The organism is Vibrio sp. LQ2 (assembly GCF_023920125.1).
GTDB lineage: Bacteria > Pseudomonadota > Gammaproteobacteria > Enterobacterales > Vibrionaceae > Vibrio > Vibrio fluvialis.
This window is the reverse complement of record NZ_CP085308.1, coordinates 4,502,837-4,517,786: the sequence shown is the minus strand read 5'-3', so window position 1 is coordinate 4,517,786 and position 14,950 is coordinate 4,502,837. Positions and strand designations below refer to the sequence as shown.

Annotated in this window: 14 protein-coding genes; 13 read left to right on the top strand and 1 reads right to left on the bottom strand. The window is 50.8% G+C overall.

From position 1 onward, the window contains the following. Window positions 1-2 precede the first annotated feature (2 nt). Entirely contained in the window at window positions 3-974 is a 972-nt protein-coding gene (locus tag LGV68_RS21105; protein ID WP_100268870.1) for a ParB/RepB/Spo0J family partition protein, read from the top strand. 42 nt (window positions 975-1,016) lie between these two features. On the opposite strand, the gene LGV68_RS21100 is transcribed toward LGV68_RS21105, so the two are convergent. Further along, on the bottom strand, window positions 1,017-2,051 hold the full coding sequence (locus LGV68_RS21100) for a spermidine/putrescine ABC transporter substrate-binding protein (protein ID WP_024373437.1): 1,035 nt from the start codon (window positions 2,049-2,051) through the stop codon (window positions 1,017-1,019). A 221-nt stretch (window positions 2,052-2,272) separates the two neighbouring features. Between LGV68_RS21100 and LGV68_RS21095 the strand changes: the two genes are divergently transcribed. The 12 genes from LGV68_RS21095 to LGV68_RS21040 all read left to right on the top strand — a co-directional run bounded on the left by LGV68_RS21095 (window position 2,273) and on the right by LGV68_RS21040 (window position 14,926). Beyond that, complete coding sequence (locus tag LGV68_RS21095) at window positions 2,273-4,309, top strand: GNAT family N-acetyltransferase (RefSeq protein ID WP_252535999.1); 2,037 nt, start codon at window positions 2,273-2,275, stop codon at window positions 4,307-4,309. Between the two features lie 286 nt (window positions 4,310-4,595). Next, window positions 4,596-4,880 (top strand): STAS domain-containing protein, encoded by a 285-nt coding sequence (locus LGV68_RS21090; protein WP_032082460.1) that lies wholly within the window; start codon window positions 4,596-4,598, stop codon window positions 4,878-4,880. Then, window positions 4,880-5,239, top strand: coding sequence for a response regulator (locus tag LGV68_RS21085; RefSeq protein ID WP_024375238.1), 360 nt, complete (start codon window positions 4,880-4,882; stop codon window positions 5,237-5,239). The genes LGV68_RS21090 and LGV68_RS21085 overlap by 1 nt, the downstream gene beginning before the upstream one ends. Before the next feature lie 57 nt (window positions 5,240-5,296). After that, window positions 5,297-7,429 (top strand): chemotaxis protein CheA, encoded by a 2,133-nt coding sequence (locus LGV68_RS21080; protein ID WP_252535998.1) that lies wholly within the window; start codon window positions 5,297-5,299, stop codon window positions 7,427-7,429. A gap of 19 nt (window positions 7,430-7,448) precedes the next feature. Further along, window positions 7,449-7,979, top strand: coding sequence for a chemotaxis protein CheW (locus LGV68_RS21075; protein ID WP_158125978.1), 531 nt, complete (start codon window positions 7,449-7,451; stop codon window positions 7,977-7,979). Next, entirely contained in the window at window positions 7,979-8,443 is a 465-nt protein-coding gene (locus tag LGV68_RS21070; RefSeq protein WP_024375235.1) for a chemotaxis protein CheW, read from the top strand. Before LGV68_RS21075 ends, LGV68_RS21070 begins: the two co-directional genes overlap by 1 nt. 10 nt (window positions 8,444-8,453) lie before the next feature. After that, window positions 8,454-10,871, top strand: a complete 2,418-nt coding sequence (aer2, locus tag LGV68_RS21065) for an aerotaxis transducer Aer2 (RefSeq protein WP_158125977.1) — start codon at window positions 8,454-8,456, stop codon at window positions 10,869-10,871. A gap of 15 nt (window positions 10,872-10,886) precedes the next feature. Continuing rightward, complete coding sequence (locus LGV68_RS21060) at window positions 10,887-11,717, top strand: protein-glutamate O-methyltransferase CheR (protein ID WP_047461862.1); 831 nt, start codon at window positions 10,887-10,889, stop codon at window positions 11,715-11,717. 39 nt (window positions 11,718-11,756) lie between these two features. Beyond that, the gene (locus LGV68_RS21055) at window positions 11,757-12,371 is read left to right on the top strand and encodes a chemotaxis protein CheD (protein WP_230857715.1); all 615 of its coding nucleotides are present in this window, start codon (window positions 11,757-11,759) and stop codon (window positions 12,369-12,371) included. Then, window positions 12,368-13,420 (top strand): chemotaxis response regulator protein-glutamate methylesterase, encoded by a 1,053-nt coding sequence (locus LGV68_RS21050; RefSeq protein ID WP_044364141.1) that lies wholly within the window; start codon window positions 12,368-12,370, stop codon window positions 13,418-13,420. The genes LGV68_RS21055 and LGV68_RS21050 overlap by 4 nt, the downstream gene beginning before the upstream one ends. 21 nt (window positions 13,421-13,441) lie before the next feature. Next, window positions 13,442-14,617, top strand: a complete 1,176-nt coding sequence (locus tag LGV68_RS21045; RefSeq protein WP_222739079.1) for a methyl-accepting chemotaxis protein — start codon at window positions 13,442-13,444, stop codon at window positions 14,615-14,617. 9 nt (window positions 14,618-14,626) lie between these two features. After that, window positions 14,627-14,926 carry an STAS domain-containing protein gene (locus LGV68_RS21040; protein WP_055453688.1) on the top strand — a complete coding sequence of 100 codons (300 nt, stop codon included), beginning with the start codon at window positions 14,627-14,629 and terminating at the stop codon, window positions 14,924-14,926. Window positions 14,927-14,950 lie beyond the last annotated feature (24 nt).

Genomic DNA, 14,950 nt, shown 5'->3' with positions numbered 1-14,950 from the left:
ACATGGCAATTAAAACGTCTGATCTGAACGCAAAACTTTTTGGCAAAGCGGATAAGCGTCGTGCATCGACCCCTCAAGAAGCGCACGCGGCTGCTAAAGCTCAGGCTCAAGTGATTGAGCTGTCTGTCGCTGGTGAAGAGCTGGTGACGTTTGAACTGGTGCGTATTCCTGCTTCGGAAGTGGCCACCCGTACCACCGTCTTTGCGGAAAACGCACGTGAGCAAGCGTTCCTGAATGAACACGCGCTGTCGGATGTGTTGAGCACACTGCGCGAACGTGGTCAGCAGTACCCAGCCGTTGGCCGTAAAACGGCGGATGGCAAAATTGAAGTACTCGACGGTAGCCGTCGCCGCAAGTCGTGTATTCTGGCCAATCAAGAGTTTCTGGTTTACGTAGCAGAAAACATCAATGGTGAACACGCGAAGTTCCTGTCGGATGTCGCTAATGCGCACAAACCTTTGTCTCTGTATGAGAAAGGGCGTGAAATGCAGGCCAAACTCGACAGCGGGGAAGCGGAAGACCAAAAAGCACTGGCGAAGATGTTCCAGTGCAGCGAAGCGCTCGTCAGTGGCGCTTTGAAAGCCGCCGCTTTGCCGCTTGAGCTACTGCAAGCTTACCCAAACGTTGTGGAATTGGGCCGTCCAACGATCGTTAAACTGCATAAGCAGTTCAACGATTTGAGTGCGGAGCAGCAATCTGAACTGCTGAATAAGTGTCATCAGGCTGAAGGTCTGGTGTGGCAGCGCTGCCAATCACAGGGCGTGGCTCGTATCACCAAAGAAGTGACCGAAACCATTGAACAGTGGATTGCAGAACTGGTACCGCCAAAGCGCGCTGTGAACAACAAAGTTGACTTGGTGAAAGGGCGCGTCAGTTATTCCCGTAAAGGTTCGAATCTGGCGCTGAATCTGAAGAAAGTCGATGATGCATTGATGAAAGAGATTCTCGCCTTCGTCGAACAAAAATTGAGTTAAACAAAAGCCCGCCGAAGCGGGCTTTTTTATTGCTTATCGTAATTATTGGTTTCTCAGGCGTTGCCAGTATTTTTCATAAATAGCGAGCGCTTCTGGGCCCACATCATTGATGAATTCACCTTTCGCCATATCTTCGTCCGATGGGAAGATAGTCGCGTTGTTACGCAGCGCTTCAGGCAGCAGCGCACGACCGCCCTTGGTTGCCGAAGCATAACCCAGGCTGTTAACGATTTCGGCCTGGTTTTCTGGCTGGTACATGAAGTTAATGAACTTGTGCGCCAGCGCTTTATGTTCACTGCCTGAAGGAATGGTGAAGTTGTCCATCCACAAAACGGCACCTTCTTCCGGCATCACGAATTTCAGCTCAGGCATCTCTTGTTGGCCTTGATACGCGTTGCCATTCCACTGCATACCCAACGCCGCTTCTCCGGATACGTACGGAACATGCGGTGCATCTGAGTTGTACAGCAGGACATTGTCTTTCAGAGCTGACAGAGATTGGTATGCTTTTTCAATCTCTTTTTCGTTCTTGGTGTTGATGCTGTAACCGTTCAGTATCAGCGCCATACCGAATACGTCACGAATATCGTCAATCAGCATGACTTGCTGAGCGTATTTAGGATCCCACAAATCTTTCCAGTGTGTGATGCCTTCAGGAATCATTGATGCGTTGTAGCTCAGACCTGTTACACCCCAAATGTAAGGCAAGGAGTATTTGTTCTGAGGATCGTGAGCCTGGCCGAGTAGGGAAGGCATTGCATCTTTCATGTTCGGGATTTGTGTGTGGTCCAGTTCTGCCAACAGACCTTCACGGCCCATTTTCTCAATAAAGTAAGCAGATGCGAACACCACGTCATAACCAGTACCTTTAAGAAGTTTGAGTTTGGTGTACATTGACTCGTTATTCTCAAAGGTTGAATAGTTAATGGTTACGCCTTCTTGTTCTTCAAACTTTTTCAGAGAAGCTTCTGGCAGATAACCGCCCCAAGCGTAAACATTCAGTGTTTGCGTCTCTGCGCTCACCTGAGAAGAGGCGACTGCAGCAGCAAGTACCAATCCTTTGATGAAATTTTTCATTGCATTTTGATTCCTTAAGGCCAGCACCATGCTGGATTTCGATTGCATAATTAGTGAAATTAAGTTCTCAATAAAGCAAATATAATTTGTCGTTATGGAAAAAGTTTTTAGCCTTCAATTGCCTGATTTGGTGCAACTGGACGCAGCCCAATAACGACGGAATGTGGCGCGGATGCATGCCTGTGCTACCATGGTGCAACTGCAACAAATCACGGTTTTTTATGGCAAATTCAACTCCAAACTTTTTGCAATTCTTTGAACAGCTTCAGCAATTGGCGGCGAAGCAACGTTGTCGTTTTGGCATCCGTCTGCAAGGTGGAGCGGTTTGGCAACAAGCATTGGTGCAGCAAGTTTTGAATCAACAAAATGCGCATGCGACAGTCTTTCAGTTGGGGGGGGATCCAAACTCGGGGGTAACGCATGTTGCCGCGAAGAAAGGCCAGTTGTTATTGGGACGCGAATGCCAGCTGCTGATCTGTGATGTCAGTGATGAGTTTGATGCCAACAGCTTCAGTGCTGCACTGGGGACATTGGTTGGCGGAGGTATGCTGCTGGTGATCGGCGCGGATGCGTGCAATGAGAATCCCGCGCAGCAATGGCTCACTGCGGCGTTATCTGAATTGCTCGTAGTAACTCCGACCTCGATACCCGTTATCCCTGCTGTTGAGTTGCCGTTAGAGGTGGATGCATTTGCTCAGCAAACTGCCGCCGTGGCGCAAATCGTGCGTGTTATTGAAGGACATCGCAAACGTCCGTTAGTACTGACTGCTGATCGGGGGAGGGGGAAAAGCAGTGCTTTGGGCATTGCCGCTGCGCAGTTGATGCAGTCGCGCTCACTCAATATTGTTCTTACGGCGCCGACTCTGAGCGCCGTCGCGCCGGTATTTCACCATGCTTTCCGTCTTCTTCCGCAGGCACAGATGAATAAAGGTGAGCTTTGCTTTGGCGAGTCACGGCTGCGTTTTATGGCGCCGGATGACATCATTGCCCATCTGCCTGAGTGTGATCTGTTGCTGGTCGATGAAGCGGCTGCGCTGCCATTGCCATTTCTGATGGCATTTGTCTCTCATTACCACCGCGCCGTTTTCTCTACCACCATTCATGGTTACGAAGGGTGTGGGCGCGGATTTACGCTCAAGTTTCAACAGTGGCTACAGCAAGAGCGCCCGCAAACACGCGCACTTCATCTTGACCAACCAATACGCTGGAACCTTGGCGATCCACTGGAAGCATGGCATCAGCGCGCGTTTTTACTCGATTATGAATTTGAATTTTTGCCCGATGCTCTCGACATCGCGGCGTTGACCTACCAGTCGATTTCCAAGCAACAACTATTGGCCGATCGCGAGTTGCTGGAGTCAATTTTTTCGTTGTTGGTGAACGCCCATTACCAAACGTCGCCGAATGATTTATTTCACCTTCTTGGCGATGACGCGATGAGTGTCTTTATCGCCAAAGCGAACAAGCAAGTGGTGGGATGTATTCTTGCTGTGCGCGAAGGTGGGCTGGACGCTGAACTGGTACAACAGATTCAACTTGGTCAACGCCGTCCGAAAGGGCACTTGGCGCCAGTAACTCTCGCGAATCAACTTGGGTTCAGCGAAGCCGCGTCGCAAACTTGTTTGCGCGTGATGCGTATTGCGGTTCATCCTCAGGTGCAAGATTCAGGTATTGGCTCGCAGTTACTATCGCAATTTTTTACTACCCATCATGCCGATTATTTCGCAACGAGTTTTGGCGCAACGGATGAACTGGTTCATTTCTGGCAGCGTAATCAATTTCGAGCGATGAAAATGGGGTCGCAGCGTGATCAAGCAAGCGGATGTTATTCTCTGTTGATGGTTAAGAGTGCCAACGCACCATGGACGGCAGAAGCGTCCTCTCAGTTCGAAACTCATTTTCTCTATGAACTGAAAGATACGCTGCGTACGTTACTTCCCGCATTGGTGCGACGTTTGATGTCTACGTCCTCTGAAGCGAAAGCGGGCGAAATTCCGATTGGGTTGTTGGAACAATACTCATATGGCGGAGCCAACTTTGAAAGTGTGGGCGCCTGGATAGAACAACTTTTGCTGGGTTTAACTCAAGAACAATGGCAACAAGTGCCAGACTTATTGATTGCAAAAGTATTACAGCAGAGAACATGGCAAGAATGTGCCAAAGCGTTCGGCTTAGCCGGACGCAAACAAGTGGAGCAGGAAATCAGAACATCTCTCGCTAAGTTACTGACAAATTTACACTGTAAAACGCCGGAGTGAGATCGGTTTGATATAGGTTGATTTACACTGTAAATGCTTCACTGAAATTCCGAATGACAAAAAAGTCCTACTTGAACATGAACCTAAGTAGGACTTTTTCTTTTCTACAACTCTTCGACATTTCCCTTCTTATTGAATGACTTAAGAATTTGTCTAATACAAAAGTCGCATTCACTGAACAAATGAATCTGTATTATGCAATTTGCTAATTAACTATTCCTTCCTACACTGACATGAGGAAAAAACAAACCTAATTTCAATCCGACAATGACAAGGAAATCTGCTTATGTTCGCCTTAAATGAGAGCCTGGACATCAGCAATGTGGTTGATTGCAAACTCCAATATCTGGAATGGCTGCAACAAGACAGCAAGATTGTCGTTGATGCGGCTCGTGTCTCGCGAGTCGATGCCGCTGGTATCCAGCTGCTGGTGTCACTTTTTGAATCTGCTCGCTTGGCGGAAAAAGACATTCGTTTAGAAAACATATCTGAAGTGTTGCAGGAAGGCATCGAGGTGCTGGGCCTGAAGCACAGGTTTATGGAATCTCAGGATGTAACAAGGAAGACGTGATGACAAAAATTCTCGCAGTAGATGACTCCATTTCTATTCGTCAGATGGTCAGCCACACCTTAATGGATGCTGGTTATGAGGTGGAAACCGCAAATGATGGTCGTGAAGCGCTGACCAAAGCGCAGAGCACGAAATTTGATGTGGTGATTTCCGACGTCAACATGCCCAACATGGGCGGCTTCGAACTGGTGAAAGCCATTCGCGGCAATCCTCAATACAAATTCATTCCAATTTTGATGCTGACCACAGAAACCAGCATGGAGAAAAAACAAGAAGGTAAGTTAGCGGGGGCGACCGGCTGGCTGGTGAAACCTTTTAACCCAGATACGTTACTAAAAACTCTAAAACGCGTGCTGTAATTTTACTTCGACTTTGAAGCGTTGAAATATCGATAACGTCAATTGGCAGGACTGAATATGGCTTTAGACATGGAACAGCTGCGCAAGATGTTTTACGAAGAATGTCGTGAAAATCTTGAAGTGCTGGAAAATGTGTTGCTCCATCTTGACCCTCAGGATGGAGACCACGAAACCATTAACACCATTTTTCGCGCCGCTCACTCCATCAAAGGTGGCGCTGCTACCTTCAATTTGCTCGATATCAGCGAGTTTACTCACTCCGTTGAAGCCTATCTCGATAAAGTTCGTAATCACGAAGCAGAATTGTCGGCCATCAGCGTGGATGTTCTGCTGAAAAGTTGCGACGTTATTGGCGATATGCTGGCTGGACATGAAACGGGTTCGGATGTCGATCTTGACCTGAAAGCTTCGGTAAGTCATCAGCTTGCGCAGCTATTGTCCTCATCGCCGCTGGGGAGTTCTTCTCCAACCCAGAGTGCGGATCTCGCAGCCGCCAAAACGTCAGATACGCAAACCGGCCGTTGGCGCATTGCCTTTGTTCCGCATCGTGAGCTGTTTTTCAGTGGCAATGATCCATTGCGGATTCTGCGTGAACTGTATGAACTCGACTCAGAATGTAACATTCAGGCGGATAGTCAGGCCTTGCCTGAGCTTCTCGAAATGGAAGCGGAACTCTGCTACTTGTTCTGGCATGCTGACGTCAGTGGCGAAGTGGATGAAGCGGCGATTCGTGAAATTTTCGAATGGGTGGAAGACGAATGTGAGTTAACCATCGAACGTGCTGCTGCATCCAGTGCAGAAACGAGTGCCCCTTCCAATGTTGCTGCCGAACCTGTTGCGGTGCAAGAGCCAATCAGCATTCAGGACGCTACGCCAGTTGAAGACGTTTCGCCGCCGTTGGTAATAAAACCTGCACTGAGCGACAGCAAAGAATCGGAACTGAAAGAGAAAGCACCAGCCAAAGCAGCGAAAGCGGAATCGAGCGTCACCTCGATTAGGGTGGATATCGATAAAGTCGATAGCCTGATTAATCTGGTCGGTGAGCTGGTGATCACTCAATCGATGCTGACTGAAATCGGCAATGATTTCTCGATGGATAAGCTGGAGAAGCTACAAGCGGGGCTCGCGCAACTGCTGCAAAACAGCAAAGATTTACAAGAGAATGTGCTCAATATTCGCATGTTACCGATGAGTTTTGCCTTTAGCCGCTTTCCGCGTCTGGTTCGTGACTTGTGCGGGCGACTGGAGAAGAAAGTCGACTTGCAGATTCAGGGCGAAAATACCGAACTGGATAAAACCGTACTGGAGCGCATTGTCGATCCGCTGGTGCATCTGGTGCGGAATGGTATTGACCATGGTATTGAACGTCCGCAGCAACGGCTTGATGCGGGTAAGCCGGAAATGGGGCTGATCGAACTGAATGCCTATCATCAGGGCGGCTCCATTATCATCGAAGTGAAAGACGATGGGGCCGGCATTGATTGCGACCGCGTGTGGCGCAAAGCGGTGGAGAAAGGTGTGCTGCCTGCCGACTCGCGCCGTGAAGAGATCTCAGACAAACAGGTGCTTAATCTTATTTTCGCTCCTGGCTTTTCGACCGCCGATCAGGTGTCGGACATTTCAGGTCGGGGCGTCGGCATGGATGTGGTGAAACGCAATATCGAAGAGCTGGGCGGCCATATCGAAGTGGAATCACACCTTGGGCAAGGCAGCCATTTCACCATCAGCTTGCCGCTGACACTGGCCATTCTCGACGGCCAGTTGGTTAAGGTTGGCAGCGAAGTCTACATCATTCCGCTGCTGACGATCATCGAATCGATACAAATCAATCCATCCTGCGTCAAACTCGCCTCTGGTGGCGTTGAACTCTATCGCCTGCGTGACGAAAACATTCCGATTCTACGCCTTCAGGATGAGTTGGAAATGGGTGACAGCGGCGCGCTGGGACGACGGTTACTCTGCTTCGTTGAAGCCGCAGGGAATCGGGTCGGTTTGTTGGTGGATGAACTGCTCGACCAACAACAGGTTGTGATTAAGAGTCTGGAGTCCAACTACGCCAAAGTCGCGGGTATTTCTGGTGCGACCATTTTGGGCGACGGCTCCGTGTCGCTGATTCTGGATATTCAGGGACTCATCACCAGTTACTTAAAACGCCGAAGTTTCGGTGGTCAGAAAGGCATGGCGGCCTAGTAGTTAAGGAGAGCGACGAATGGATATCGAACACGCACATCCGCTTCAACATGAATCCATGGTGCACGCAGCACTGATGGCCAGTCACGACGATGCGTCACGTGGCGCAGATTTTCTCAGCTTCCGTCTGGCGAACGAGCTGTACGGCGTGGCCATTCGCGATGTCGAAGAGATCCGCGTTTGGGAACATCCGACGCCGATTCCTCGCTCTCCCCATTTTGTCAAAGGTGTGATTAACCTGCGCGGCATGATTGTTCCGATCATGGATTTACGTCTTCGGTTTGGCATCGGTTCGAATGACTATATGCCCACGACTGTTGTGTTGGTGTTGCGTAGTGAAGTGGGTGACCAGTCAAGGCTGATGGGGTTGGTTGTCGATGCGGTCAGCGATGTGATTGGGCAGGGCGATAACGATTTGTACCCGGCGATCGGCGAGACATCGGTGGCGCCTTATCTGCAAGGGTTACTCAATGTGGGTGAAGAAGTGATGTCACTGCTGGATACCGATACGCTGCTGGATATGGCGCGCATTTTGGGTGAGGAGGCGTGATGGCGACTCAGGAGTTTCTTAGCTTTGTGCTGGATGAGGATGAATACGGCGTCCCAATTCTGGATGTGCGCGAAGTGCGTGGCTGGAACGAAGTCCGCGCGGTGCCTAACTCGCCTGACTACATGGTTGGCGTGCTTGATATTCGTGGAGAATACGTACCGATTGTGGATCTGCGGATGCGCTTTCATCTGCCTGCCGCGCAAATCACGGCCACGACCGTGGTGGTGGTACTCAACGACAGTGATAAACACCCGCTAGGGCTCATCGTGGATGGCGTTGCGGAAGTGTATGAACTCAATCCTGAACAGATAAAACCGGCGCCGCATTTGTCCAGTGTCGCCAAGCAAAAGTTTATTAAAGGCATTGCCGCGGTGAAAAGCGGTCATTTGATTTTGATTGATATTGAGTCGCTGTTTGACGTGACAGAACTCAATCACCACACCATTGAAGAAGCAATCATGTGAGGGAACACTCATGGCATTTTGGAATCGTAAACCCCAACAACAACAGCGCTATGTCGCACCGGCTACGGATTCTTTGCTGGACGAACGGGAAGATGAAGCAGAACAGGGGCTTTCCAATCAGCAGCTTCTTTCTGCGCTGAACGCCGCTCAGACCGCTTTGATGATGATCGACCGGGATTTCAAGATCACTTATCTCAACAAGCAATCGATGAATCTGCTTAAACATCATGAAGCACTGTTTAAGTCTGTGTGGCCCAATTTTCGCGCTGAAGAGCAGTTCCTCATGGGCTACAGCATCGACAATTTTCATGCTCATCCTGCACATCAACGGCAGATGCTGTCGACTCCCGCTAATCTTCCTTACGTAACGACGATTGATATCAAAGGAGTCAAAATCGAGCTCAATGTCGGTGCCATCATTGATGGCAACGGCGTGTACATTGGTAACACGCTGGAGTGGAAAGATGTGACCGCGGCGCGCCAGCAGGAACATGAAGTGGCTCGCCTGCGAGCGGCGATTGACCAAGCGCAGACTGCGATGGTGATGATCGACCGTGATTTCAACATTACCTACATCAACAAAGAAACACTGACGCTGTTTGGTAAGCATGAAGCGACGCTGCGCACAGTGTGGTCGGGTTTTACCGCTTCATCCGATTGGCTGATGGGACGCTGCATTGATGAATTTCACCGTAATCCGGCGCATCAGCGCAAGCTGCTCAGCGATCCGAACAACCTGCCTTATAGCACCGACATCACCATTGGCCCGCTGAAAATCGAGCTCAATGTAGCGGCGATTTTCGATCTGGATGGCAAGTACATTGGCAACACGCTGGAGTGGCGTGACGTGACGGAAGAGCGGGCCAAAGAGACCGAAATCGGCCGTCTGGCGTCCGCGGTGGAAGGCATGACCACCAACCTGATGATGGCTGATCAGGAAGGCATCATCCAATATCTCAACCCGTCGCTTTCCGCCCTGTTACGTAGCCGGGAAAGTGAATTGGCTCAGGCTTTTCCGGGTTTTGAAGTCAGTAAACTGGTCGGGCGCAGCATCGACACGTTCCATAAAAATCCGTCCCATCAACGCAGCATCATCAGCAACCCGGATCGCCTGCCATTCAGTTCCAACATCAAAGTGGGATCGCTGGAATTTAACCTCACCTGTATCGCGATGCGTGATGCGAAAGGCAACTACATTGGTCCGGCATTGCAGTGGGTCGACATCACAGAGCAGCGCGATGGTCAGCGTCAGGTCGAAAGCCTGATTCAGAAAGCGATTGATGGTCAACTGCATGAACGGATTGATACATCGGTTTACAGCGGCTTTATGCGCGAGCTGGGCGATGGCATCAATAACCTGCTGGATACGTTGGTTGAACCGCTTGGCCAATGTATTGATGTGATGAGTCAGGTGGCGGAGGGGAATCTCAACAACCAAATGCCGCATGAACATCAGGGTGAATTTGGGCGTCTGGCCGAAGCGGTCAATACCTCCATTACCAACCTGCGCAACATGGTCGACAAGATCACCAAATCGTCGGCGCGCGTTGCGACCGCGTCGACGGAAATTGCTGAAGGCAATAACGATCTCAGTCAGCGTGTGGAAGCACAGGCTTCCAATCTGGAACAGACCGCGGCCAGCATGGAGCAGATGACCGCGACGGTACGTCAGAATGCCGATAATGCGAAAGATGCCAACGGCGTGTCTGCCGATGCGGCGAAGAAAGCGACGCGCGGTGGCGAAGTGGTCGGCCAAGCGATTAACGCCATGGGCGAGATCAACACCGCAAGTAAGAAAATTGCGGACATCATCGGCGTCATTGATGAGATTGCCTTCCAAACCAACCTTCTGGCGCTCAACGCGGCGGTAGAAGCAGCCCGAGCAGGCGAGCAAGGCCGAGGTTTTGCGGTGGTGGCGGGTGAAGTTCGCAACCTCGCCCAGCGCAGTGCGGCGGCGGCCAAAGAGATCAAAGGTCTTATCAAAGACAGCGTCGAGAAAGTGGATGAGGGTTCCCGTCTGGTGAATGAGTCCGGATCGACCCTCAACGAGATAGTGGAAGCCGTCAGCAAAGTGTCGCACCTGATTGGCCAGATAGCATCGTCCAGTATCGAGCAGTCGACAGGGATTGATGAGATCAACCGCGCGGTGACAGCAATGGATGAAATGACGCAGCAAAACGCCTCGCTGGTTGAAGAGATCTCGGCGGCCAGTCAGTCGCTGAAAGATGAAGGCAAAGAGCTGCTCAATCTGATGAACTACTTTACCACCGACAGCAACATCACCACTTTTGAAACGCGAAAGTCTGCGCCGCCTGCGGTACCTATGCAGTCGAAGCGTAGCAATGTCAGTGACTTGCGCTCTTCGGGAAAAGTCGCAAATGCCAGACTCGATGTGAAAGACGATGGTGATGAGTGGGAAGAGTTTTAGTAAAGGACTCCAACAATGTTGGCTTTGAATGAACAAGAATTTGAACTGACGGACAAAGACTTCAAGTTCATCCAGTGGTTTATGCACAAACGGGTGGGCATCTATCTGTCCGACCGAAAACGGACCATGGTGTATGGGCGCATCAGTCGTCAGATGCGACGCCGTGGTCTGACGCGTTTTGCGGAATATCGGACGTTAATTGAAAAAGATGAACAGGAGTGCATCCATTTCATCAATACGTTAACCACCAATAAAACCCAGTTTTTTCGCGAATACCACCACTTTGAGTTTCTTGAAAAAGTGGTGGTTGAAGGGTGGCGTAGCCTTAACAACCACAACATCAACATTTGGTCAGCAGGCTGCTCTACCGGCGAGGAACCATACAGTGTCGCAGCGTCACTGCTGATGTCCGGCACGTTTGACTTCGCTGAATCTGTCAATATCTGGGCAACCGACTTAGATACACAAGTGCTGGATCACGCGCAACGCGGCGTGTATTCGCAGGAAGCGCTGGCCAGCATTCCTAAGCCGTATCTCAAACCGTGTTTCCTGCGTGGTAAAGGGGAGCAGAGTGGCAAGATCAAAGTGGCGAACCGTTTGCAGCAATTTGTCCATTTTCAACAGCTGAATCTGATGGATCACTGGTCGCTGCCGAACGAGTTAGATCTGATCTTGTGCCGTAACGTGATGATCTATTTTGATAAGCCGACTCAAGAACTGCTGATCACCCGTTTTCATGATCGTTTAAAACCCGGTGGCGTCTTGTTTCTCGGCCATTCGGAAAGCGTCGGTCGTTGCAGTCCGCTGTTTCACCACTTAGGTCAGACGATCTACGTCAAAATGTAGGGCGGAAGAATGGATAACCCGACATCGACAACGATAAAAATGGACAACATCAATCATGATCGTTTTCCAAATCTCAAGCCCAACATGCCTTGGGTGAAAGTATTGCCGGGTGGCGTGTACGTGACCAACCAGGCCGAGATCATCTGCACCGGGCTGGGTTCCTGTGTGGCAGCATGCATGTGGGATGAAAAAGCGCAGGTCGGCGGGATGAATCATTTTCTTCTGCCGTTTGATACCTCTGCGCAGCTGCATCACTGGAAACCGCAGGAGCTGCTTTCCACCGCTTCGCGTTATGGCTGCTATGCGATGGAGCTGTTGATTAACCAGCTGATTATCCAGGGCGCTGACAGGCGCCGTTTAAAAGTGAAGCTGTTTGGCGGTGCGCAACTGATGGGGTTTCAGTCGCTGATTGGCATCAAAAACGTCGAGTTTGTGATGGCGTATGTGCAACGCGAACAATTAAAAGTCGAAGCGCAGGATTTGGGTGGCACTGAGCCGCGACGGGTCTTGTTTGACCCACGAAGCGGCCGGGTATGGATCAAGCGCATTCCATGTGCGGAAGTGTCCAACATTCGCCGTCATGAAGAACGCTATTTTGTTCAACTGGACAAAGAGACGCACACCCAAACGGGTGCGGTGGAGTTGTTTGAATGAGTAAAAAGATCAGAGTGTTGGTCGTGGACGATTCTCCGGTTTTTCGGGCGCTGCTGACTCAGTTAATCGAATCGGATCCTGATCTGGAAGTGGTCGCAAGTGCCGAAGATCCCTATCAGGCACGCGAGTTGATCAAACGTTACAACCCGGATGTACTGACACTCGACATTGAAATGCCGAGAATGAACGGCGTACAGTTTCTCAAAAATCTCATGCGCCTTAGGCCAATGCCGGTAGTGATGATATCCACGCTGGCGCAACACGGCGCTGAGCCTACATTAACAGCGCTTGAACTGGGAGCGGTGGACTATTTTCCTAAGCCGTCGGTGGAAAACACCGCCGATATGGTCAACTACAAAGCGTTGGTCAACGAGAAAATCAAAATGGCGGCCGGTGCCAATGTGGCGTCGGTGACGAAAGCCGTGGTGTCTGCGCCCGTGTTACGGACATCAGATGAAACACGAATTCAGTTGCTGGCGATTGGCGCGTCGACAGGCGGTACGGAAGCGGTCAAGAGTGTGTTATCGGCGCTGCCCGCTACGTTGCCACCGATTGTTATCACGCAGCACATCAGTGCGATGTTTACACCGTCCTTTGCCAAACGGCTGGATGAACACAGTGCAATCAGCGTTCACGAAGTGGTGAGTAGCCATACGCCTCTGAAAGCAGGGCATGCTTACCTAGCGCCGGGCGATCGCCACATGGTGGTGATCAAACGTGGTGCGCAGTTGTATGCGGATCTGGATGATCGCGCTGCGGTGAATCGTCACAAACCATCAGTGGACGTGATGTTTGATTCGGTGGCAGAAGTGGTCGGCGATCGGGCAGTTGGCATCATTCTGACCGGAATGGGGCAGGATGGTGCGCGTGGCATGTTGAAAATGCGTCAGCAAGGCGCCCCGACTGTCGCTCAGGATGAAAAGAGCAGCGTCGTCTGGGGAATGCCGCGAGTCGCGGTTGAACTTGGCGGCGCGCAGGATGTGCGTTCATTGAACGCGGTGCCGCAATGGATTTGCGAACAAGTCGAGCTACACAAAATTCAGCGTTGAGTTTCTCACCAAGGAGTCGGTATGGAAAACAGAAAAACCATGAATAAGAAAGGGCTGATTCTACTCGTGCAGCTGGTGTTACTGGGCGCACTGCTGACTCAGGTTCACTCTGCGTGGCTGGTGATAGGAATGATTGCAGCCGCCGCTCTGCCGTGGCTGATGTTGTCTGCAAAACAACCGGAGTCAGGCAACGTCTCTGCGCCTCAGAAAAACGTCGCGAAGAAGGCGGTGGTTCCTGCTGCGGACAACGCCCAAACCGAACAGTTGGAATCGGTGATCTCCCTTAATCTCAATCGCATTCGCGACCCGTTACAAAAACAGCATCGCATCATTGATGAGTCGGTCGAGACTCTTAACGAGAGCTTTTTTGGCCTGCAAACTGTCAGTGAGCAGCAGTCGGCCATTTCCAGCACTTTAGTGAACAATCTTCTCGCTAACCAGAACAGCGAATACAGCCTGACGACGGTGCTGCCGCGTACCGAAGCCATCATCAACGAATACGTATCAACGTTGCTGAATGTGTCGGAGAAAAGTACCTCAGCGGTGACCAGTATTCGCGATATGTCGAATAAGCTCGATGTGGTGTTTAAGCTGCTCGATCAAGTGCGAGGCTTATCCGAACAGACAAATCTGTTAGCACTCAATGCCGCGATAGAAGCGGCGAGGGCAGGAGAAGCCGGGCGCGGGTTTGCCGTGGTTGCTCAGGAAGTGCGAAACCTCTCCGTCAAAGCGTCAGAGCTGAATAGCCAGATTGAAAAAGAGATCCAGATTGCGCAGCAAACGGTGAAAGAGGCCAACAAAACCGTGGGCGAGATGGCGTCGATAGACATGTCGCATGTGGAAGCCTCTAAACACAAAGTTGACGACATGCTCCATGGCGTGCAGCAGGTCAATACCGAAATTGAACGTGAAGTGCAGAAGATTCAGGAGCTCGGGAAAGCCTTGGTCAAGCACGTAAGTGACGGAGTGCGTTCGCTGCAGTTTGCCGATATCGTGATTCAGCAGGGCGACTATGCGCAAGATTCGCTGAACTACCTGGAAGAGGCGGTCGGTTTGTTGGGCGTGCTGCGCCGTAACACTCAGGAGCTCAACGAGGTGACCGAGCAAATTCAGCACCTGCAAGAACGTTCGTCTAAACGCAGTGCTCCTGCAGCGAACCAAAGTTGTATGGATGAAGGCGAAGTAGAACTTTTCTAAGGAGCGAGCATGGGAATTGAAACCAGCATCGATACGAACAACAAACACGTAACCATTTCGGTGGAAGGCACCTTCTGTTTTAACCTGGTGCAAGATTTTCGCAGCAGTTACGCCAAACGCTACGATCACCGTTTCACGGTCGATTTGCGTAAAGTGGATTACATCGATAGCGCCGCGCTGGGTATGTTGCTGAACATGAAAAACTATCTTGAGCAACCGGACGGCATGATACGTATCGTAAACACGCTGCCGCAGGTGCGAAAAGTGTTGTTGATTTCCCGCTTCGACAAGAAGTTCACCATTGAATAAGCGATGAGGCATTACCATGCGTGT